Raw genomic sequence first — 22,267 nt, 5'->3', positions numbered from 1 at the left:
AACATCACGGGAAGGGTGCTTTTCTTATGATAACTTAAATCGGTGAACGGTTTCGTTTAACCTTGCCGTCATACTCATCAGTTCTTCTACTTGTTTGTTCATTTGATGGAAAGATTGCAGTTGTTCGTTTGCCGAGGCAGAAATTTCTTCGCTGCCCGCTGCCGTTTCTTCTACAACGGCACTAATATTTTCAATCGAGTGCAGCACTTGTCCGCCAAGCTCTGTTGATTGAATAATTTGGTCATTTAAGACCGCCATTTCTTGCTTAATATGTTGTGCTTTTGTTTCTATATCTTCAAAGGAGTGTGAGGTTTTGTCCATTGCATCTTGCTGCTGAAGTGATAGCTTGACCCCTTCTTGTACAGTTTGGCTAATGGATTGAATGCCTTTTTCAATATGACTCACCATGTCAAAAATTTGTCTTGTTGCACGAGACGATTCATCTGCGAGCTTACGAATTTCGTCCGCTACGACGGCAAACCCTTTGCCTGCTTCTCCTGCTCTTGCCGCTTCAATCGCCGCATTGAGTGAGAGGAGGTTTGTCTGGTCCGCAATGTCAGAAACCGTTTTGGCCATTGCGGAGATTCCGCTTGCGTACTGAGTGAATTCTCCTGCTGACTCTTCAATTTGTCTCGTCGCACGTGTATTTTTTTCAATGGCTGCTTTTGTTTCTGTTAACGTGTGCTTTCCGCTTTCTACCGCTTCAATGGCATCCTCTGTACTACGAATGACTGTATGTGATCTTTCGGAATTCTTACGGCCATGTGAATCCATTTTCTCAATCAAACTAACGCCATGCTGAAGGTCTTCTGATATCGCTTGTGAACCATTCGCCATTTCGTCTGTCGATACAGACACTTGATTGGCTGATTCCATAAGCTTTTTGTTTTCATCATCTAGCTGAATCGAAAATGATTCTACTTGGCTTGAGACATGGCTGATTTCTTGAATCAAGCTAATCAGCTGATCCGTCATTTGATTGAACGACTCATTTAATCCGCCGATTTCATCTTTACGCTTGATGTTCATCCGCTCCACAGCGAGGTTTCCTTCGGCAATTTGTTTTGCCCGGTAAGAAAGGGATTTGATTGGTGTCACAATGGATCTCGTTAAACCAATATTTAAAAAGACGGCGATGACAATCAGTGTGAGGGCTGCGACAGATGCGCTTGTGATGATCCATTGCACATTGTCTGCTGTCTCCTCTAAATGGTATTCATACGCTTCTTGTGCTCTTTTATTCATCGTATGCACGTCGTTTAAAACACCGTCAATTCTGGCAGCCACTCGTCTGGCATCAGAGGCATTTTTTTCACCAATGGCATTGTTTGCTTCTTGCGTCCATGTGTCAAACTTTGAATTTAACCGTGTTAGGGCTTCTTTGTTCATATTTCCTGCGTTTTTGTTTAACGTTTGCAGCTGTTTTTTCGCTGTCGATATATCGTTTTGAACGACCTCTAGCTGTTCATCTGAAAGGGTCATGGAATAATTGGTCATGGCTTGTTCGACACTTTCAAAGCTTGCCTTCGTTTTTTGTACGTTCAGTAAGGTTTGAACTTCTGTTTCGCTTGATGACTGAATCTTTGTCATACTCACAATAATAAAGGCAATTACGCCAACCGCTAAAAGAAGTGAAATGAGTGAGTTGAGCAAAATTTTGATGCGTAAGCTCATGATGCTGCCCCCTCTTCTTTCAGAAGTGTCTGCTTCAGTCCATTTAATTTTTTGGTTAATTTCTCAGCATCTTTGAGCACCCGGATTCTTGCCATATCGATTCCGTCATTACTTAAGTCATAAACGATATGCCCGCTTTTGATTTTGCTGCTTTTGACGAGCTGTTCGCTGAATTGATAGACGACTTCATCGACTTTTTTGACCATAGACGAAATAACGGCTTTTTCAGCTGTATAATACTGATCGCTGTCCACACCGATTGCATATTTGCCTTGCGTTTGCGCTTCTTTTAATACACCAACACCCGTATAACCGGCTGCGGCATATAAAACATCTGCTTTCTTTTTGATCATGTCTTTCGCTATTTTACTGCCTTTGCCTGCATCACTAAATGTGCCAGCATACGTGGATACAATCTTGATGTTCGGATTCACTGATTTTGCACCTTTTTGATAGCCTTGTTCAAATCGGTGGATAACCTCTGCATCGACTCCGCCAACAAAACCAATGACATCACTTTTTGTTGTCATGGCAGCAAGTGCTCCCGCTAAATAGCTGCCCTGCTCTTCTTTAAAAGTCACTGATGTGACATTTTTCAGTTCAGACACAGCATCAATGAGTAAAAATTGCTTTTTCGGATATTTTTTCGCTACCTTTTCTAAGTCTTCTTGCATACTGAAACCTACACCGATGATCAGGTCATTTCCATCTTTCACAAGCTCGGTCAGCCCTTTTTCATATGTATCGGTTTCTGCAATTTCTCTATAATCGAATTCAATGCCAAGCTCATCACGTGCTTTTTCTAATCCTTTAAATGATGAATCGTTAAATGATTGATCACCAAGACCATCATCCGTCAGCATGACACCAATATGCTTCGCATTTGATATCGGTGGTCCTCCCTGCTGATTGCTGCATGAGGTGAGTACCATGATCATAGCTGCCATCAGAAGTAATGAAATCTTCACTTTCATCCAAAAACACACTCCTTTTATCATCCTTACCCCTTATTTATCGGATTTGAGAGTCATTGTTTCAATGATAAAGTGAAGGATTTTCAGCTTTTTTCATGACTTTTTTCACTGAAAAAAACCATTATTTATGACAAAAATAAAAAAAGTGAGCAAATGCTCACTTTTTCTCGTATGTCCATCCTTCTTTTTGGTAAACAAGATCATTTTTCATCAGATGACCTAGTGCTCGTTTGAAGGCTGCTTTGCTCATTTGAAATCTTTCCCGGATATCTTCTGGATCACTTTTATCCCCGTAAGGCATTGCACCGTTTCTCGTTCTCATATAAGTTAAGATTTCTTCTGCATCGACTGATAACGCATCCTGCTTTCTCGGAAGCAGTGACACATTGACAGTTCCATCCTCTTTCACTGCAATCACGCGTCCAGTCACGGTCGATCCGAGTCTTGGTTCTTCTTTCCGCTCAGTACGATGGATAAATCCTCTAATCCCTGTATCAGTCAGCATAAAGGAACCTGTCGCAATTAAGCGATAAATTGTCCCCGTGATTTCTTTGTTCATTAACGTTTCTGGCGCCTCAGTAAACAATTCACTGATCACATCTTCAGTTGCTGGTTTTGCGAACATTCTCCCGTAACTTGTCACTTTGAGCATACAGTATAGTTTGTCGCCTTTTTTCGGCCACGCTTCCTCAAAAGGCGGGAGGTGTTCAGTTGCAACAAGTGCATCCTTTGACAAACCTATATCGACAAAAGCACCCATATCTTCTACAACGTCTACGACTTCTACCCAGTCGTATGTATGTGCATTGATTTTAGGAATTTTCATCGTCGCTGCCAGTCTTTCCTCATGATCTACATATAAGTAGACCTCTACTTCATCACGATCTCCAATATCCTCTGTCATCTCACTGCGATGTAGGAGGACAGAATCTTCTCCATCTGTTAAAAAGTAGCCGTATTCCATCTCGTTATCTATTTGCAAGGTCAGTTGCTCACCTGGTCTCATGTTCTCTTCCTTCCTATCTGCCCTTAAAAGAGCGTTCGTTCATCTTTTGATTCACTTTATTCTACTATACTTCTGTCATCATGAACATCTCTAGTTCTGTTAGCTAAAGTGGACAAACTGCACTTGAATTATACCGCATGCATCTGAACTCTCTTCGATAAAGTTTCTTCTTCCCCTATTGGCATGATAAAATAGACGCAATATCTATAGTTGGAGGTCATATGTGATGGCAAAAGAAAGTTCATTTGATATTGTATCGAAGGTGGAGCTGCCAGAGGTGCAAAACGCCATTCAAGCAGCACTGAAAGAAATTAAAAACCGTTATGATTTTAAAGGAAGTAAAAGTGATATTTCACTAGAAAAAGAAGAACTCGTTCTCATTTCTGATGATGACTTCAAGCTGGAGCAGCTAAAGGATGTCCTTGTGACAAAACTGATTAAACGAAACGTACCGACTAAAAACATTGACTACGGAAAAACAGAACATGCCCTGGGTGGAACCGTTCGCCAGCGTGCAAAGCTGATTAGCGGGATTGATAAGGACAATGCCAAAAAGATCAATGCCTTGATCAAACAGTCTGGTATAAAAGTAAAGTCGCAATTTCAAGATGACCAAGTGCGTGTGACAGGAAAAAATAAAGATGATTTACAAGAAGTGATTGCGCTTATGCGCAAGGCAGATTTACCGATTGACGTTCAATTTATAAATTTTCGATAAATTTCAAATTTTCCATTGATTATTTCCGATTTTTTCGATACAGTTGATGGAAGTTCAATTCATTGACATGTTCATATCGCTTTCTTATCAAGAGAGGCAGAGGGACTGGCCCTGTGAAGCCTCAGCAACCGGTGTAGTAGAAATCTATTTTCTATGACCAAGGTGCTAAATCCAGCAAGCAACTGCTTGGAAGATAAGGAGAAGAATTTCAATACAGCCAAAAAGTCTTCTTCTTATCAGAAGGCTTTTTTTGTTACATAGAAATAAGGAGGAAACCAATGGGCCTATTACAAGACTTACAAAATCGCGTACTGATTGCTGATGGAGCAATGGGAACACTTTTATACTCTTATGGCATTGACCGCTGCTTTGAAGAATTAAATTTATCAAAAGAAGATGAAGTCAAAAGAGTGCACGAGGCATATGTGCAAGCTGGAGCGGACATTATTCAAACGAACACATACGGTGCGAATTATATTAAACTATCCCGCTACGGTTTAGAAGAAGAAACAAAACGCATTAACACAAAAGCTGTACAAATTGCCAAAGCAGCCGCTGGCTCAGCTTATGTCCTCGGAACGATCGGCGGCATTCGAACATTTAACAAAAATGCCTACTCTTTAGACGAGATTAAACGGAGCTTTAGAGAACAGCTCTATATCCTTTTAAATGAAGAGCCTGATGGATTACTGCTTGAAACATATTACGATATTGAAGAAGCAAAAGCCGTTCTTGAGATTGCTCGCAAAGAAACAGCGCTTCCGATTGTCATGAACGTCTCCATGCATGAGCAAGGTGTATTGCAGGACGGTACACCGCTAAAAGACGGTTTATCTGAATTATCCTCACTTGGCGCTGATGTCGTCGGCATTAACTGCCGATTAGGCCCTTATCATATGATTCAGGCACTTGAAGGTGTTCCACTTTTGGAAAATTCTCATTTATCTGTCTATCCAAACAGCAGTCTCCCCTCCCTTGAAGAAGGCAGACTCGTCTATGATACAGATAATGATTATTTCCGAAAAAGTGCACTTGAGTTTAGAAATCAGGGCGCACGAATCATTGGAGGCTGCTGTGGAACAACCCCTCAGCATATAAGCGCCATGGCAGAGGCGGTCAAAGATTTAGCACCTATCACCGAAAAAGAAGTGAAAGTATTAAAAGAAGAAATCATTTCGATCCAAGATCAACGGACAGAACCAGGTCTTGACGAGCTGGCTGTGAAAAAACGTTCGATTATCGTCGAGCTGGACCCGCCGAAGAAGCTGAACTTTGAAAAATTCCTTGTCGCAGCGAACGAATTAAAAAGTGCTGGCATTGATGCCCTCACGCTGGCCGATAACTCTCTAGCTACCCCGCGTATTAGCAATGTGGCATGCGGCGCTTTATTAAAACAGCAGCTTGATATGCGTTCACTTGTCCATATCACATGTCGTGATCGCAATTTGATTGGACTCCAATCCCACTTAATGGGACTGGACACACTTGGACTAACCGATATTTTAGCCATCACAGGCGATCCGTCTAAAATTGGAGACTTCCCAGGTGCGACATCTGTGTATGATTTAACCTCCTTTGATTTGATCCGTCTGATCAAACAATTTAACGAGGGACTATCTTTCTCTGGGAAGCCGCTCGGGAAAAAAACCAATTTTTCAGTGGCTGGCGCGTTTAATCCAAATGTCCGTCATATTGATAAAGCGGTCAAACGCCTCGAGAAGAAAATCGAATACGGTGCCGATTATTTTATTTCACAACCTGTATACTCTGAGGAACAGCTTGTGAAGATTCATGAAGAAAGCCGACATTTGGATAAACCGATTTACATCGGTATTATGCCGCTGACAAGCAGCCGAAATGCTGAGTTTATTCATCATGAAATTCCCGGCATTAAATTGTCTGACTCGATTCGTGAGATTATGGCCAAGGCAGGCGAAGATAAAGAAAAGCAGCGGACAGAAGGATTAGCCATTGCCCGTTCTTTATTAGATACAGCCTGTGAATTGTTTAATGGCATCTATTTAATTACCCCTTTCCTTCGATCAGATTTAACAGCAGAACTGACAACTTACATCCATCAGAAAGAAAAGGAGCCAAACATCCATGCCAACTATCACTGAACAGCTCAAAAAACGCATCCTCGTCCTTGACGGTGCAATGGGCACAATGATTCAAAACGCCGATCTCACAGCAGAGGATTTCGGCGGAGAAGAGTATGAGGGCTGTAACGAATATTTGAACGTCACAGCCCCTCATATTATCTCCACGATCCACCGGCAATATCTTGAAGCAAGTGCAGATTTAATCGAAACAAATACATTCGGCGCGACGAAGCTCGTTCTCGATGAATATGGACTTGGCCACCTCGCCTATGAATTGAACGTAAAAGCAGCTCAGCTGGCAAAGCGTGAAACAGACCGTTTGTCCACACCAGAGTGGCCCCGCTTTGTTGTAGGCGCAATGGGGCCCACTACAAAAACATTATCCGTAACAGGCGGCACAACGTTTGAAGAGCTCGTTGCAAATTATGAAGAACAAGCCCGCGCCCTGATTGATGGGAAATGTGATGCTCTTCTTTTAGAAACGAGTCAAGACATGTTGAATGTCAAAGCTGGATTTAAAGGCATTCAAGAAGCCTTTCAAGCGACCGGTATTGAGCTGCCACTGATGGTGTCAGGTACGATTGAGCCGATGGGCACTACCCTTGCAGGCCAAGATATTGAAGCCTTTTATATCTCACTTGAGCATATGAAACCAATCAGCGTCGGCCTAAACTGTGCAACTGGTCCAGAATTTATGACAGACCATATCCGTACACTCTCCTCCATCTCAAAGTCGGCTGTCAGCTGCTATCCAAACGCTGGTCTCCCAGATGAAGAAGGGCAATATCACGAATCCCCTGCTTCGCTTGCTAAAAAAATCGCCGCTTTTGCAAAAGAAGGCTGGTTAAATATCGTCGGCGGCTGCTGCGGTACAACGCCTGCACATATTCAGGCATTGTCAGATGAAGTACGTTCGCTTCAGCCCCGCAGCATGACACATGAGTCATCACCGCATACCGTATCAGGAATCGAGCCCCTCATTTATGAAGAAGCGATGCGCCCCCTCTTTGTTGGTGAGCGCACAAATGTCATTGGTTCACGCAAATTCAAACGGCTCATTGCAGAACAAAAGTTTGAAGAGGCAGCAGAAATTGCTCGTGCTCAAGTAAAAAATGGCGCTCACGTCATTGATGTGTGTCTAGCAGATCCTGATCGTGATGAGACAGCAGACATGGAAGGCTTTTTAAAAGAAGCCATGAAAAAAGTGAAAGCTCCTTTTGTCATTGATTCAACCGATAAACATGTCATCGAAAAAGCACTCATGTATTCTCAAGGAAAAGCCATTATTAATTCTATTAATTTAGAGGATGGAGAAGAGCGCTTTGAAGAGATTCTTCCGCTTGTCAAGCTATATGGCGGCGCACTTGTTGTTGGAACAATCGATGAAACAGGGATGGCCGTCACAGCAGATCGAAAACTTGAGATTGCCGTAAGATCCCATGACCTGCTCACGAAAAAATATGGAATCCCTGCGAGTGATATCATTTTTGATCCTCTTGTCTTTCCAGTAGGTACTGGAGACGAACAGTATATTGGTGCTGCTGAAGAGACGATTAAAGGCATTGAGCGAATCAAATCAGCACTGCCTGAATGTCTCACCATTTTAGGCATTAGTAACGTGTCTTTCGGACTCCCGCCAGTTGGTAGAGAAATATTGAATGCAGTTTATTTGTATCACTGCGTCAAAGCAGGGCTTGATTATGCGATCGTGAATACTGAAAAGCTTGAACGCTTCGCTTCAATTCCAAAGGAAGAAATCAAGCTGGCTGAAACTTTACTTTATGAAACAAATGATCAAACCCTTGCTGAGTTCACACAATTTTATCGCGGGAAAAAGAAAACAGAGAAAAAACCAAAGATCTCCTTATCGCTTGATGAAAGACTGGCACTCTATGTCGTCGAAGGGACGAAAGAAGGACTGATTGATGACCTTGCTCTTGCTTTGGAAAAATTTGAATCACCTCTTCATATCATCAATGGACCATTAATGCAGGGAATGTCAGAGGTTGGCCGGCTTTTTAATCAAAACGAATTGATCGTAGCTGAAGTGCTTCAATCCGCTGAGGTCATGAAAGCATCAGTTTCATACCTTGAGCAATATATGGAAAGGCAGGACGCAAGCGGCAAAGGGAAGATTCTCCTCGCCACCGTCAAAGGAGATGTCCATGATATAGGGAAAAACCTGGTCGACATCATTTTGAGCAATAATGGCTTTCACGTGGTCGATCTCGGAATCAAAGTAACCCCACAAACATTGATTGAAGCGGTGCAAAAAGAAAAGCCAGATATGATTGGACTATCAGGTTTACTTGTCAAATCAGCACAGCAAATGGTCTTGACCGCTCAAGATTTACAAAAGGCAAACATCTCTGTTCCCATTTTGGTGGGCGGCGCGGCGCTTTCACGGAAGTTTACGAAGATGAAAATTTCGCCTCAATATGATGGCCCCGTCCTTTACGCCAAAGATGCAATGGACGGCCTGTCTTTAGCGAATGAATTAAGAGCGAATCCTCTACAATTTCAAACAAAACCCTTAGAGGACCAAGAAGCACTCCATAAGGAAAAAGAAACAACGCAGCCAAAAGCCGTGATTGAATTACTAGAAAAACGCGCTACACTTCCGGAGGCAGCCATTTTCACGCCAGAAAATACGAAACGCCATTATGTACGGGATATTGATTTGCACCACATAATGCCCTATGTCAATGAGCAAATGCTGATCGGCCATCACCTCGGTTTAAAAGGAAAGGTCAAAAAGCTCTTGGCTGAACAGCATCCAAAAGCATTGGAGTTAAAACAGCTGATCACAGATCTTCTTCAAGAAGGCAGAGAGAAAAACTGGTTTGCACCTGCATTTGTCTATCAATTCTTCCCTGCCAGTTCAAATGGGAATGATCTGCATATCTATGATCCAGAAGCGCCTGACCGCGTCATTGAGACATTCCAATTTCCAAGACAGGAAAAACTTCCGTACCGGTCTATTTCTGATTATGTGCGGAAAAGCGGAGAGAACGAGAAAGATTATATCGCCTTATTTGCAGTGACGGCTGGTGCCCGCATACGAGAGGTTGCGCAGCAATTTAAACAAGAGGGTGACTATTTAAAAATGCATGCTGTCCAAGCTTTAGCACTTGAGCTTGCAGAAGGATTGGCTGAACGAACGCACCAAGTAATTCGTGATAAATGGGGATTCCCAGACCCAGTCGATTTCACGATGGAGAAACGATTCCAAGCCAAATATCAAGGTCAGCGCTATTCCTTTGGCTATCCAGCGTGCCCTAATCTAGAAGACCAAGAAAAACTATTCCACCTGCTGCAGCCAGAAAAAATCGGGATTCATCTCACAGAAGGGTTTATGATGGAGCCTGAAGCATCCGTTTCAGCCATTGTCGTTTCTCACCCCGAAGCTCGATATTTTAACGTTCACTAACAAAGAACCTCCATTCCAGGAGGTTCTTTTTATCATTAAAAATGACATAAATATGAAAAATTACGTTTATTTACCGATATTACAAATGAAAGTCATTTACTTAAAAGGAGATGTTTGTCATGTTCAAAAAGAAGATCGGGGTTTTATTGCTTACAGGCCTCTTTATCGCTAGCCCTCTTTTCCAATCACCTGCACAAGCGAGTGAAACTTCTACGAAACAAACAAAATATTATACAGAAGAATTGGAGCATCTGTATCCAGACAGTGATTATGCAAACAATGATACGATGGACAAAGCTCAATTCTTACAGCACTCTCTTCATCTAAACAAGACCTATTTATATCACGAAGGCAGTATCTCTTCTATGAATGACATTGATTTTTATCGGTTCACCAGCTCTAAATTTGATGGAGCAGATGGCCGCTTTTCTATCAAACTCGTCAATGTGAAAGCTGGAAATGATTTCGATCTTTATCTTTACAATCAGAGCGGGTCACTCGTGTCTTCCTCTGTGCGAACAAACAACCAAAATGAAATCATCCATATGCCGAAAATTGCCGCAAGCACTGACTACTACTTAGCCGTCAAACCAAAGCAATTATTAAATGAAGAGGACAACATGTATCGTATTGTCTTTGATAAAAGTATTGAAAAAGGCACAACCAAACGATATGGATCACCTGCCACATTGAATAGTTTCAATGAAGCCGGATCTCCCAATTCTTCTTTTGATTTAAGCAGCTTGCCGCAGGATGCCGTTGTCACTGGCCTGTCATTAGAAGCTGAAAAAGGTAGTACAAATGCATATAATTATGTATTCACGGTCTCTTCCTTAAAAGGCGGAACAGTGAACGTACCTTGGAACGGTCAAAAAGTTGACATCTCTTCTTATAAAACAAGTCAAGTGCCGGCAAAAGACCGCTTTTTTGTTTCTTTTAATGCAACCGAGGTTCCTCAATTAATCGGTGGACGGTTAATCAAAGTAGGCGTTGTCTCAATTAAGAACTTACAGCTCACCTTTGAATATGAATACAATCGTGACCTCAATTATTAAACTATACAAAAGGAAAAGGTGCTCCCTTTTCCTTTTTCTTATGCGTTCTTATGGTACGATACATGTAGAGAAATCATCGAAGAAGGAGTTGCGTGTATTGCCAAACGTTATTCAACGATCTTTAACCCTTGATGACATACCAGACCTTGTCGCATTGTCAAAAGAGGTCGACTGGCCTGATTACAATGCGGAAGAGCTCACATCTCTTTTAACAAATGGACATTTTACCGGTTTTACAACAACTGACGGACAAGTCATTTCATGCGCTGGACTTTTTCAGTATGACAGTGTGGCATCAATTGGAGCGGTCATTGTATCTGAGACACATCGAGGCCTCGGTCTTGCCCGTCAAATGATTGACACACTGCTTCGTCATAGTGATCCAAGTGTCCCTGTCGTTTTAACGGCTACTGTACAAGGACAGCCAGTTTATGAAAAAATCGGCTTTCAGACAGCCGGTTATATTCATACATACAAAGCACAAAAAACAAATCCTAGTGCGCTTCATCCGTCACATCAGATTCATCTTTTTCCCGCTGATGAAACGCACCTCCCGTCTATTGAAAGGCTGGATGAAAAAGGCGCAGGGACCAATCGATCAAACTTCTTAATAAAACGAATGGAGCGAGCAGCATTTAAACTGATCGCAAAGGATGAACACCACGAAATCACCGGCTTCGCGTTTGGTGTGGAAACACCAGCTAATCTGATGATTGGCCCGCTTGCAGCAAACGATGAACAAACGGCGCTATCACTCATTCAATCACTTCTCACGTCTTATTCTGGCGCCTTTCGTATAGATATGCAGGAAGAAACAGCTGAACGGCTGCATGCATCACTTGTAGAAGCAGGATTTACGAAAACAAACGTCGCACATTTTATGATGATTCGCGGGAACGAAAAGCAGAATGATCCGGCGCTTCTCTATTTCCTGGCCTCACAAGCATTTTCTTAAAAAATCAAAAAGCTGTAGACAGATGTTGTCTACAGCTTTTCTTATTTACTTTTCGCCTACGGATGAGAGAACTTGAGCGAGTGCATTTGTGACCTTGCCATGCTCTGATGCATGCGGCCGGTCATCTCCATCTCCATAACCATAATCAATCATGCGATTACGGTTTAAGCAAAGCTTTGTCAGCTGAGGCTGGAATAGATCAAATAAAGCAAAACGATCTTTTAGCTGTGGAAATTGCTTTTGATACTGCTGAATTTCTTCTGCAAGCAAGCGCCAAAGCGTCGTTTCATCTAACAGATTGTGATTGTCTAACACGTTTGACACGTAACGAAGATTGCAAATAAACAGGCCTGTAAAAATAAATTGTACAAGACCCTCAGGCGGCTCACTACGCAGCACTTCCTTTAGATCTTCTTCTAATGAAGCCAATTCAGGCAGCGGTTGATCACTAATGTTCACATCATCAACAAAATCTTTGATGGCCAAACGATGCGGCTTGTGATCTTTTAATACAAGAATTGTATTTTGTCCGTGCGGTGAAAACACCGTGCCATATTGATACATAAAGTGCAGAAGCGGCGGCATGACAACATGGAAGAATGACGCCATCCATTCTTTTGCTGACAGACCCGATTTTTCAATGAGCTGCTTTAGATAAGGCTCGCCTTCATGATCCTCATAAGTCAGTGCCGCCAGCGTAACAGGGCTCTCCCCTTCATCTAAATACGTATAAATGCTTTCTCTAAAAATGACCCCAAGCATTTCAAGGTATTGATATGGCGCACCAGGTAGCTTGCTGTAATAAGGATGATCCACATTGATACTCGCATTCTCACCTGGTAAAATCACGCGGTATACATCGGATAAAAAGGCGTCTTGATCGGCAATTCCTTTAATATGCGCTGTAATACGTGGCGCAATAACCGTACGTTCTGATGGGAGCCCCCGGTACACTAGCGTATTTAAAATACTCATTGGCAGTTTAATATGATGCTTGCCTTTATTTGAGATGTTTGTAAAGGTTCTGATCGATTGCTGTGGAATATATTGATCCAGCCCTTCTCCTAAATACACGATACGGCGCATGGCCAAATCTTCGGGGAAATGCTGGATGATCATATGCGTCCACTGCCATTTATGAACAGGCATCATATAATAATCAGCCGCATTCAGCCCTTCATCTTTTAACACACGTTGGAATTGACGAATCGTGACTTCGTCTAATTCTTTGGCAATGATGTGCTCATAGTTCTCATGATCGACCGCATGGAATGTCGCAAGTTCTCGGTGAACAGCAATCCAAGACAGCTGCACACTTTCCTGCCTTTCAGGTGCATAGGCTAAGTAATCATCGTAGCTGAACCCAATACGCCCTTTGTTATAGACGATCCACGGATGGCCAGTCATCTCACCTTCAATCCATGCGTAATCTGTATCCGTCAGCTCATCTGCACGAAGTGCTTTTTTCGACAGCAAATGAACATCAGCTAACAAGGTATGGTGAAGCTCTTTGATCAGATGGCCAGTTGTTTCAGAAGACATTGGGATGATCGGCTGAATGTCTAGTAAAAACACAATGGCACTAACATCCTTTGTCCACGTTCCGTCTTGACAGCACTCGATCGATTCAGCAATCGTATCAAAACTATCAAACAAACGAGGTTTTGCGAGATAACGATATTTCTTCTGTTCGTGAATGATTAATTCGTATTGGGCGATGCCATCCTGATGATCTAGCTGAACGGGATGAAGCATATCCTCATACATATATTCGGACAGCATTTTTGCCACCATTCGCTGGTTTGCTTTTTTCCAAGCAGCAGGATTGACCGCTTTTTTCAATTCATCTTGTACACTCATCGGTTCATCCTCCTTACCCTTTGATTTCTTCAAATGTATTTGCGTGTTTATGTGTACCGAATGTCTGGAAAACATGCTTTTGATAAAGTGGATACACAGGTCGACGAGCCAGTTCATTGATAATGACACTGTTTCGGTACGCCCCTAGCCCTAAATCTGGTGCGCCTACTCCATGTGTATGAAGCTCTGCATTTTGTACAAAAATATCATTTTCACCTAAAGTATTTGTTTTCAATCGATATTCACGTTCAACCTGGAAGCGTCCTTGATGATCCCACTGAATATGATGGGAAATCGGATCAATAAATGGCGGTAATACAGATTGATAGCCCGTTGCCAAGACGACAATGTCTGTCTCATGCGTAAAGGATTCCTCTTTGACCCATTGATTGCATGAAAGCGATAAGCCGTCCCTCGTTTCCTCAATCAAATTGACCTCCGTCATCGCCTGCAACACGGTGTTCAGCTGCTCTCCGCAAGCAGAACGTTCATAAAGCAAGTGATAAATATCTCGGATCATCGCTGAGCTGATGCCTTTATACAGCAAATCTTGCTGCTTTAATAGCGCATCTTTTTTAGGTTGCGGAAGCTCATAAAAGAAATCAATATAGTCTGGAGAGAAATACTCAAGACCCAAATTTGAATATTCCATTGGGAAAAACCCTTTAGAGCGTGTAAACCAATGAATATCCTTCGCCTCATCGTCTGATAAAATGTCATAGAATACTTCTGCCGCACTTTGACCAGAACCGATGACCGTCACGGATTTTCCTTTAAAACAGCCTTCTTTCTTTCGTTTCAAGTAATCAGCAGAATGAAACACCCGATCCCCTAAAGCTGGCTGAAGAGGTGCTGGTACCGCAGGCTGTGTGCCGATACCTAAAACAAGATGCTTACTTTCAAACACCTCTACCGTTTGATCTTTCACATGACGGACATGCACTTCATATCGTTTTTCTCCAGCTTTTTCAACAATGGAGACAGATTCGACATTCATGCCAAATCGGCAAGAATCTAATTGATCCGCGACCCAGCGGCAATAATGGCTATATTCCTTGCGCGGGATATGGAAGTCTTCTAGAAAGTAAAATGAATACAAACGGTTTTGTTCCTGCAAATAGTTGAGAAAGCTATATTTGCTTTTCACATCCGCCATACTGACAAGATCCGCTAAAAAGGGGACTTGAAGTGTTGTCCCTTCAATGAGCATACCTGGATGCCAGTGGAACGCTTCACTTCTTTCAAAAAACAAAGCGTCAATTTCGTTTACTTCTTCAGATAATGCAGCAAGCCCTAGGTTAAATGGTCCAATGCCAATCCCAATGACATCCACTACATTATTTTGCTTGTTGAACCGCGTCATGGTTATACTTCCTTTCAAATCGATCTCGATGACAAAACATTAAAAGACCTGTTTTATCTGGTAAAGTGACTGGTTTCACACGTTCGAATCCACACTTTTCAAAGACATGAATCATTTTTTCGTTCCGAATATCTGGCTCAGCCACGATTTTTTCTGTTCGTTTGTTCTGCTCAAACTGAAATGCTGTCATGGCTTGAAGCAGCGGAGCCGCAAATCCTTTCCCTACATAATCTGGCTCTCCAATTAACAGGTGAATGCCTTGATCATGCGGAGAAGGCTGATAGTACGATTCAATGATATCCCCTTTCACATTGTATGCTTCAAAATAGCTCATCGGCGTGCCATCAATGGTTCCTAAATAAAGGGTTTGATGCGGATCATGAATGGCCTGATAAAAGTGCTTTTCAAAAGCAGGAAATGGAATATTCAAATGCCAAAATGGGTGGACATACTCTTCTTGCATCCACTTGTGGACAAGCTGGACGTCCCGTTCATATTCAGCGCGAATGAACCCAATTCGATGCCTCATCCAATCAGCGCCTCCTTATGTAAAAAGAGCGGATTCAATACAGACGTGTACCTAGATTGCGTTTCTAAAGAACCTGTCAGTTCATCCATATCCTCAAACCGTGTGAGTAAGTTCGCTTTTGAAGGCAGCTCCTGTGACCGGAGAAGACTGTTCGTCAGCTCAGATGCACCATATGTCTCTTCATGCGCAATCAGTGTGTCTCTAATCAGGGCTAATAAATCTTCTTCTTGTGCAAGCCCCTCTGTACCAAAACCATTCACAAGACCAAACAAATGATTAAAGAAGAAATAGTAACGCAGTCTCTCAACCGCTACATCGTCTGCACAAATGGTTTCACTTCTGACGCTTAAGTTTTGAACAAGCTTCGCAAGCTGATCCTTTTTCGATTCGCTATAATAGTAGCCTTGATTGTCACGATAATAGAATGTGTGCGGATATCCATTCTTTAGCTGTACGACAGCATTTTGCTGATGGGCTTCAAGGGCAAGACCATACGTTTCAAACAACCAAAGCATCGGCTCTAACGCAATCGATAAATATTGTGTGAACCAATCACGGCTAACATCTTCTGTTGATCTGCCTTCAGCGTCTGCTAATTCATGGATAATGCCTGAAAGCCTTGATTTTCCTCCGTATGCATGATCCTGACATAGCCCTGCAATTAAGCTTGCCTCTTTTTCATGATGCAAAAATGGATTTTGACGAATGACGACTTCAAAGCCAGATTCCGCCTCATCCCCTTGAATAGATAGATACGCAGGATCTTCAATCACACGGAATCCAGAGAATTTGTCATATAAAGAAACGCCTAATTCTGTTTTTAAGATACGAGACATCTCAACTCCGCGATCAAGTTCCTTTTGTTTGTTAACGCGTAAAGAGTTTGTGATCTTTACAGGGACAGAGAATTTGAGCATGTACGCAGAGTCTTTTTGATAGACCGTTCTAAAGGAAGATGTCGCTGTGTATTCAGACCCTAGCGGCCCTAAATACGCCAGCTTTCCGTCCTCTATATAACGCTTGACGAACGCTTTCTCCATCACCACTTGGACTTGCAGCGGATGAATCGGAATCAGGACATATTCACCGCCTTCTGTTAACGTCGTCAGTCTCTCTTTTTCTTCTGGCATCTGGCGCATAAGCTCCTCAAACATGAGGCTTGCCGCAGACTGTGAAATTGAAGAATCCTGAAGCACAATTGACGGATGTGCTTTAAAGTAATGAAGCTGGAAAGAGCCTTTCAGCTCAGGAGAATAAATAGCTTCCTCCTCTTCTGTCATTCCTTGTCTGCTTTTTGGTGTAGGATGCGTTAAATGCCCAAGAAGGAGTGACTGCTCCGCTTCGATATATTCAAAATCAGCTGAAGAAAGAGCTGCTCGATCACTTTCTCTCTCTCTGATGAATCGTTCAATATTCCGGCAGCTTAAAATGATGCGAAGCATGAACTCATCCTCTGCATCTGTGCGGCCGTATTCAATGAGAAGTTCCTTTGAACATAAAGCAACAAGTGTGGTGTAATCGACGATCGTTCCCTGTTGCTCACTGCCTTGCGGGCGAAAGCGAACGGGAAAATCAAAGAGATGACGGCCTACAGGCGAAAAATATCGAATCGGAATGACAAGCTCAAGATCTTGTTTTGCTAATGCTGCTACAAATACAAGTGAGCCGTCTGCTTTTGTCTCTTTCTTTGCAGATCGATCAATTCCTGTTTCACGTAAAAAACAGTTTAAAAAGCTTTGCATCGTTGCATTTTCAGCCATTTGTTTATATTGACTCAACGTAGTACCCTCCCGGATTGAATATGAGCGATCCCGATATCAACAATGTCAGAAAGGATTTCCTCAATATGTGTAATAGTCGTTCTCGGATTTAACAAAGTGAATTTTAAGCATGTTTGACCATCGGCTACTGTTTTTGCTACGACAGCCGTTCCTGTTTGGAAAAGTGTGCGATGAATGATTTTATTAATGTCATCTGCTTGATGATCATCCATAAAACGGAACACGACTGCATTGATTTCTGGATCAGGATTGATCACCTCAAGATGCTCATTTTTCTCAATCAACGTAGCCACATCTTTCGCAAAATGGATGGTATGGTCAATGATACTTGCAAATCCTTCTTCTCCAATCATACGCAGAGAGAGAAGGAGTTTTAGCGCATCAAACCGGCGCGTCGTCTGAACAGATTTATTCACGAGATGCAGAATGCCTTCCAGTTCATCTTCCTTTGGATTGAGATAATCTGCATGGTAATCAATCAAACCAAAATGTCTTTTATCCTTTAGTAGAAATGCCCCGCAGGAGATCGGCTGATAAAATTGCTTGTGAAAGTCGATCGTGATCGAATCAGCAAGCTCGATGCCATCTAATTTTCCTCGGAAGGTTTTGCTTAATACAAGCGCTCCTCCATAGGCAGCATCTGCATGAATCCACAAACCGAAAGGCTTCACCATGTCATATATGTCACGTACATGATCAATACTGCCAAAATCAGTTGTCCCGCAAGTCGCCACGACTGCAAATGGAAGCAAATCCTGCTCCTTAAGCTCCATAAGCTTCTTCTGCAAATCATGCAGGTCCATTCGATGATGTTCGTCTGTCTCAACTAACACAACAGCCTGTTCACCTAAACCTAGCTGAGATGCTGATTTTTTCACAGTGAAGTGGGCATTCTTGGAGCAAAGAATCCGCATACGGTTTGCCTCGCTCGGCAACCCTTTCTGCTGTACATTCCATTGCCAAGTGTTTTCGCAAAATGCATCTCTTGCTAAAAGCAGTCCCATGTAGTTAGATTGGGTTCCACCGCTCGTAAAGGTCCCATCTGCTCGTTCTCCATAAGAAAACTTTTCACATAACCACTTGAGAATTTCCTCCTCAACCAAAGATGCAATGCCGCTTTGATCAAAGGAATCCATTGATTGGTTAAAGGAACTTACGATCACCTCTGCTGCCAGAGCAGGGATAAGAGGTGGGCAATGCAAATGTGCCAGGCATTTAGGATGTGACACATCAACCAAATGCGGTAAAAGGTGATTTTTTATATCTTGAAAAACAGACTCAATGGATTCACCAGCCGGTTGAATCTGGAATAACGATTCGACATGAGTCGCTAATTTCCCAGGCAATATTCCGCTATACGGTCCTCTGCTTGTTTGCCACTCTGCCAGTAAACTGTCGATGGATGTGTAGAGAGCCGCTTGGAAGGACTCCCTCCCAAGCTGGCTTTGTTGAATAAATAATGAATCGACAGATGGTTTAGTTGACTGCATCGTAAACTGCCTCTTTAAAAATCGTGATGACTTTTTCAAGCTGTTCTTCTGTCATGATCAAAGGCGGTAAGAATCGAATCACACTTCCAAAACGGCCTCCTGTCTCCACAATTAAGCCTTTATCAAAACAATTCTTTTGAATGAGACTGGCTAGCTCTGGATTTGCTGGATAACTGCCGTCCACATCCTGTTTCTCATCTGGATTCACAACTTCAACACCAATCATTAATCCTCTTCCTCGCACATCACCGAGAGCAGGCACTTGTTTTTGAATGTCTTTTAGATTGGCCTGCATACGCTGACCAAGTGCTTCTACATGATCAAGCAGATTGGTTTCTTTTATATATTTAAGCGTAGCAGTTCCAGCTGCCATCGCCATTTGATTTCCTCTAAACGTGCCAATGTGTGCACCTGGATTCCATTGATCTAAGTCTTTGTCATAAATCACAACGGATAGCGGAAGGCTTCCCCCAATTGCTTTTGATAACACAATGACATCTGGCACAATACCAGCATGTTCAAAGGCAAACATCTTACCAGTTCGGCCGATGCCTGATTGAACCTCGTCAATAATCAGCGGAATTCCTTTTTCTTTTGTGATTCGTCTCATTTCTTGTATCCATTCAATTGATGCCGGGATGGAGCCGCCCTCCCCTTGCACCGCTTCAAAGATCATGCCTGCTGGCGGGAGAATTCCACTCTCAGGGTCATTTAATACACGCTCAATATAAGAGCTGGAAATGCGATGTGAGTCTTTACCGCCAATTCCAAATGGGCAGCGGTATTCATATGGATAAGGCAGGAAGTGAACATCTGGCATTAATCCTTGTACTCTTTCCTTTGGCGATAAGTTGCCGCTTAATGACATCGTGCCATGCGTAGCACCATGATATGCCCCGTGGAATGATAGAATGGAACGATTTCCCGTCGCTGTCTTGACTAATTTAATTGCTGCTTCTATAGCATCACCACCAGTTGGTCCACAAAATTGAATTTTCGCTCTTTTTGCAAACTCCTCTGGCAAGTGAGAAAAAATCTCATTCACAAATTCTTCTTTAATCTCTGAAGTGATGTCCAGCGTATGCAACGGTCTTTTTTCATGAAGCATACGTTCAATAGCATCTATAACAACCGGGTGATTGTGACCAAGGGCAAGTGTTCCTGCACCTGCTAGGCAGTCATAAAATTCTCTACCATCTGCATCTGTCACGATCATACCTTCGGCTTTTTGCATGGCTAATGGGAACCGTCTCGGGTAAGACCTTGCATTAGATTCTCTTTGACTTTGTTGCTCTAAAAATTGCTGATTTTTAGAAACGGTTTTGATGGACATAATAAAACACTCCTCCAATTGATAAAGATTATCATTTTCATTTACTAGCCTAGAGGATGTAAGATACGAAAGTCAATTGTATTCAAAAAGATGATTCTAAAAGCATATGAATGCTATATTCTCTTTTTAACGAGTAATTTCGTGTATTTATTCCAAACATCTACAGCCATAAGGCGATGTAACGTTTGATGATGAAAAATGTTGAAAAAAATTACAAATCAATTTTCCTGGTTCTTTTGCTCTATGCGTTGTAGCTCCCTTGTTTGATACGGGACGGCCGAATGAAATGAATGTAGTAAAACAAAAAATGAACGTCATTTTATCTTGATATAAATGGTTATGATGGTATAATTTCTCTGAAACGAAAGGGAATCGAGGGAGATCTGATGATTTTAACGAAGCATGACCTTCACCACTACTTGGCACAAGATCAGAAAGCACTTGCCATCAATCGAAAAAGACCAAAGTGGCTTGGGGATGATATCTGGAAATATCAAAGATATTTACGAAAATATGAGTACTATACGAATAGCGGTGCTACGTTACGCAAATGGTTTTATCGTTACTTACATAAAAAGAAAGGCATGCAGCTTGGCTTTGATATCCCAATTGGTGTATTTGGACCTGGGCTCAGAATCAACCATACTGGGCTGTTGATTGTGAACAAGCACGCCAAAATCGGCGCGTTTTGTGATATTCATCAAGGCGTGAATATCGGTCAAAACCATCATGAAAAAGATGTGCCCGTCATCGGAGATCATGTATGGATCGGCCCTGGCGCTAAACTGTTTGGAAACATTTATATTGCGAATCATATTTCCATCGGAGCAAATGCAGTAGTGAATCGCTCCTTTCATGAAGAGCGGATTGTCATTGCAGGTGTCCCTGCTCAAAAAATAAAAGAAAAAAGCCCTTCTTTATGAAGGACTTACTTGACCAAAGCAGTGAGCCACATGAGATAAAATAAGATGGATAAACATGGGGATCATCCTGCCCGAGCCCCATCACCATTGATCCTAAGATGCTTTGGCGCAATCAAACCATCAATCGGTAGCAACTTGAAGTGAAACAAATCAACACAGCCGTACTCTCTAATTTGCGTTGGAGTACCCGAAGACCAGCATGAGAAAGTACAAGACAAAGACGAGGATGGCAATCGCATAGATGAAAATGGACACAACCAGTACTGTCCAGCCCAACCCTTTTCTTCCTGTTTGAATGAGATATATTCCAAGTGTGAAGAGCCCGAGTAAAAGGCCTAAGATGGCCCATAACCATTTATTTTTCCCGTGTTTTGGTGCATCAACGAATAGGTAGATTGCGACTAATATGGATACAAACCAACCTGTAATCCATTTCACATTCATCCGCCACCCTTCTTTTTCAATTTATTTAATCTTACTATACTTTTTTCCTAATCTTAAAAATAACTATTCAAATGAATGGTGTGGAAGGCTTTGCCATTCTTCTCTCAGCATCCCATACCGCATCGAATCATAATACTCCCCTTGATAGTAACGAACCTTACGCAGTCTTCCCTCAAGAATAAACCCGCATTTCTCTGCGCAACGCATCATGCGTTCATTTCCAGACCAGGTGGTCAGACCGATGCGTGGGATATCAATGTGTGAAAAGAGTTCATCGATCCATAGACGCAATGCCTTTGTTCCAACGCCCCCATTCCAAAAACGTGAGTCATAAATAAGAATCCCGCACTCCAGCCAGCGTGTGCGTTCATTCTCCCAATAATAAGAAACTGTGCCCTTTAATTCACCTCCTACATCAATGCCAAATAGTTTTGGCAGGACAGATTCATCCTGTAAATAGCGTTTTTTAAATGCAGCAAGCGATATGTCATGTTCAATAAAATACGGTGCATTCCACTTTCGATAGGCCTGGTCTGGTGCTTTAAACCTTAAATGCCATACCACTTCTAAATCGGTTTCGTCTAATGGACGTATGCTCACAATCTCTTCTTTTTTTCCTTTCATCTGTTC

General features: G+C 42.3%; 17 protein-coding genes and 1 riboswitch. Of the genes, 6 read left to right on the top strand and 11 right to left on the bottom strand.

All coding sequences use genetic code 11. From position 1 onward, the window contains the following. Nucleotides 1-24: 24 nt before the first annotated feature. The 3 genes from ABG082_RS05370 to ABG082_RS05360 form a co-directional block, all read right to left on the bottom strand. Nucleotides 25-1,674 carry a methyl-accepting chemotaxis protein gene (locus ABG082_RS05370; RefSeq protein ID WP_348936637.1) on the bottom strand — a complete coding sequence of 550 codons (1,650 nt, stop codon included), beginning with the start codon at nt 1,672-1,674 and terminating at the stop codon, nt 25-27. Next, a complete protein-coding gene (locus ABG082_RS05365; protein WP_348936636.1) occupies nt 1,671-2,648 on the bottom strand; it encodes a BMP family ABC transporter substrate-binding protein in 978 nt (325 codons plus the stop codon). The genes ABG082_RS05370 and ABG082_RS05365 overlap by 4 nt, the downstream gene beginning before the upstream one ends. A gap of 157 nt (nt 2,649-2,805) precedes the next feature. Further along, a complete protein-coding gene (locus ABG082_RS05360) occupies nt 2,806-3,654 on the bottom strand; it encodes a S1 RNA-binding domain-containing protein (protein WP_017366998.1) in 849 nt (282 codons plus the stop codon). Nucleotides 3,655-3,880: 226 nt separating this feature from the next. Here ABG082_RS05360 and ABG082_RS05355 point away from each other — a divergent pair, with 226 nt between their 5' ends. The 5 genes from ABG082_RS05355 to ABG082_RS05335 all read left to right on the top strand — a co-directional run bounded on the left by ABG082_RS05355 (nt 3,881) and on the right by ABG082_RS05335 (nt 11,914). Next, entirely contained in the window at nt 3,881-4,372 is a 492-nt protein-coding gene (locus ABG082_RS05355; protein ID WP_007499076.1) for a YajQ family cyclic di-GMP-binding protein, read from the top strand. A gap of 81 nt (nt 4,373-4,453) precedes the next feature. Then, nucleotides 4,454-4,572, top strand: a riboswitch (SAM riboswitch). A gap of 78 nt (nt 4,573-4,650) precedes the next feature. Then, nucleotides 4,651-6,492, top strand: a complete 1,842-nt coding sequence (locus ABG082_RS05350; RefSeq protein WP_007499079.1) for a bifunctional homocysteine S-methyltransferase/methylenetetrahydrofolate reductase — start codon at nt 4,651-4,653, stop codon at nt 6,490-6,492. After that, nucleotides 6,476-9,904, top strand: coding sequence for a methionine synthase (gene metH / locus ABG082_RS05345; protein ID WP_348936635.1), 3,429 nt, complete (start codon nt 6,476-6,478; stop codon nt 9,902-9,904). The genes ABG082_RS05350 and metH overlap by 17 nt, the downstream gene beginning before the upstream one ends. Before the next feature lie 119 nt (nt 9,905-10,023). Continuing rightward, nucleotides 10,024-10,959: a hypothetical protein gene (locus ABG082_RS05340; RefSeq protein ID WP_008348558.1), complete on the top strand. Its 936-nt coding sequence runs from the start codon at nt 10,024-10,026 to the stop codon at nt 10,957-10,959. A 97-nt stretch (nt 10,960-11,056) separates the two neighbouring features. Then, entirely contained in the window at nt 11,057-11,914 is an 858-nt protein-coding gene (locus tag ABG082_RS05335; protein ID WP_348936634.1) for a GNAT family N-acetyltransferase, read from the top strand. A gap of 45 nt (nt 11,915-11,959) precedes the next feature. Here ABG082_RS05335 and ABG082_RS05330 read toward each other — a convergent pair whose 3' ends face one another. Genes ABG082_RS05330 through ABG082_RS05305 form a run of 6 tightly spaced genes read right to left on the bottom strand, consistent with a single transcriptional unit; the run spans nt 11,960 to nt 20,270 of the window. Beyond that, nucleotides 11,960-13,774, bottom strand: a complete 1,815-nt coding sequence (locus ABG082_RS05330) for an IucA/IucC family siderophore biosynthesis protein (RefSeq protein ID WP_348936633.1) — start codon at nt 13,772-13,774, stop codon at nt 11,960-11,962. Nucleotides 13,775-13,787: 13 nt separating this feature from the next. Then, a complete protein-coding gene (locus ABG082_RS05325) occupies nt 13,788-15,137 on the bottom strand; it encodes a lysine N(6)-hydroxylase/L-ornithine N(5)-oxygenase family protein (RefSeq protein WP_025207126.1) in 1,350 nt (449 codons plus the stop codon). Beyond that, nucleotides 15,112-15,666, bottom strand: a complete 555-nt coding sequence (locus ABG082_RS05320) for a GNAT family N-acetyltransferase (RefSeq protein WP_008348567.1) — start codon at nt 15,664-15,666, stop codon at nt 15,112-15,114. The genes ABG082_RS05325 and ABG082_RS05320 overlap by 26 nt, the downstream gene beginning before the upstream one ends. Beyond that, a complete protein-coding gene (locus ABG082_RS05315; RefSeq protein WP_282833508.1) occupies nt 15,663-17,444 on the bottom strand; it encodes an IucA/IucC family protein in 1,782 nt (593 codons plus the stop codon). Before ABG082_RS05315 ends, ABG082_RS05320 begins: the two co-directional genes overlap by 4 nt. Further along, a complete protein-coding gene (locus ABG082_RS05310; protein ID WP_272511382.1) occupies nt 17,441-18,937 on the bottom strand; it encodes an aspartate aminotransferase family protein in 1,497 nt (498 codons plus the stop codon). The genes ABG082_RS05315 and ABG082_RS05310 overlap by 4 nt, the downstream gene beginning before the upstream one ends. After that, the gene (locus ABG082_RS05305) at nt 18,924-20,270 is read right to left on the bottom strand and encodes an aspartate aminotransferase family protein (protein WP_017366989.1); all 1,347 of its coding nucleotides are present in this window, start codon (nt 20,268-20,270) and stop codon (nt 18,924-18,926) included. The genes ABG082_RS05310 and ABG082_RS05305 overlap by 14 nt, the downstream gene beginning before the upstream one ends. Before the next feature lie 386 nt (nt 20,271-20,656). On the opposite strand from ABG082_RS05305, the gene ABG082_RS05300 reads away from it, so the two are divergent. Further along, nucleotides 20,657-21,193 carry a serine O-acetyltransferase gene (locus tag ABG082_RS05300; protein ID WP_017360201.1) on the top strand — a complete coding sequence of 179 codons (537 nt, stop codon included), beginning with the start codon at nt 20,657-20,659 and terminating at the stop codon, nt 21,191-21,193. 168 nt (nt 21,194-21,361) lie between these two features. Here ABG082_RS05300 and ABG082_RS05295 read toward each other — a convergent pair whose 3' ends face one another. Beyond that, nucleotides 21,362-21,637 (bottom strand): hypothetical protein, encoded by a 276-nt coding sequence (locus ABG082_RS05295; protein WP_035700228.1) that lies wholly within the window; start codon nt 21,635-21,637, stop codon nt 21,362-21,364. A gap of 63 nt (nt 21,638-21,700) precedes the next feature. After that, a complete protein-coding gene (locus tag ABG082_RS05290) occupies nt 21,701-22,261 on the bottom strand; it encodes a GNAT family protein (protein ID WP_017360203.1) in 561 nt (186 codons plus the stop codon). Nucleotides 22,262-22,267: the final 6 nt, after the last annotated feature.

The organism is Bacillus sp. BS1807G30 (assembly GCF_040047675.1).
In the GTDB taxonomy this organism is placed as follows: domain Bacteria; phylum Bacillota; class Bacilli; order Bacillales; family Bacillaceae; genus Bacillus; species Bacillus altitudinis.
This window is presented reverse-complemented; position numbering and strand designations above follow the sequence as displayed.

Coding starts and splice junctions, on each gene's coding strand:
- ABG082_RS05370 (WP_348936637.1), bottom strand. CDS start 1,674: ATGAGCTTACGCATCAAAATTTTGCTCAACTCACTCATTTCACTTCTT.
- ABG082_RS05365 (WP_348936636.1), bottom strand. CDS start 2,648: ATGAAAGTGAAGATTTCATTACTTCTGATGGCAGCTATGATCATGGTA.
- ABG082_RS05360 (WP_017366998.1), bottom strand. CDS start 3,654: ATGAGACCAGGTGAGCAACTGACCTTGCAAATAGATAACGAGATGGAA.
- ABG082_RS05355 (WP_007499076.1), top strand. CDS start 3,881: ATGGCAAAAGAAAGTTCATTTGATATTGTATCGAAGGTGGAGCTGCCA.
- ABG082_RS05350 (WP_007499079.1), top strand. CDS start 4,651: ATGGGCCTATTACAAGACTTACAAAATCGCGTACTGATTGCTGATGGA.
- metH (WP_348936635.1), top strand. CDS start 6,476: ATGCCAACTATCACTGAACAGCTCAAAAAACGCATCCTCGTCCTTGAC.
- ABG082_RS05340 (WP_008348558.1), top strand. CDS start 10,024: ATGTTCAAAAAGAAGATCGGGGTTTTATTGCTTACAGGCCTCTTTATC.
- ABG082_RS05330 (WP_348936633.1), bottom strand. CDS start 13,774: ATGAGTGTACAAGATGAATTGAAAAAAGCGGTCAATCCTGCTGCTTGG.
- ABG082_RS05325 (WP_025207126.1), bottom strand. CDS start 15,137: ATGACGCGGTTCAACAAGCAAAATAATGTAGTGGATGTCATTGGGATT.
- ABG082_RS05320 (WP_008348567.1), bottom strand. CDS start 15,666: ATGAGGCATCGAATTGGGTTCATTCGCGCTGAATATGAACGGGACGTC.
- ABG082_RS05310 (WP_272511382.1), bottom strand. CDS start 18,937: ATGCAGTCAACTAAACCATCTGTCGATTCATTATTTATTCAACAAAGC.
- ABG082_RS05305 (WP_017366989.1), bottom strand. CDS start 20,270: ATGTCCATCAAAACCGTTTCTAAAAATCAGCAATTTTTAGAGCAACAA.
- ABG082_RS05300 (WP_017360201.1), top strand. CDS start 20,657: ATGATTTTAACGAAGCATGACCTTCACCACTACTTGGCACAAGATCAG.
- ABG082_RS05295 (WP_035700228.1), bottom strand. CDS start 21,637: ATGAATGTGAAATGGATTACAGGTTGGTTTGTATCCATATTAGTCGCA.
- ABG082_RS05290 (WP_017360203.1), bottom strand. CDS start 22,261: ATGAAAGGAAAAAAAGAAGAGATTGTGAGCATACGTCCATTAGACGAA.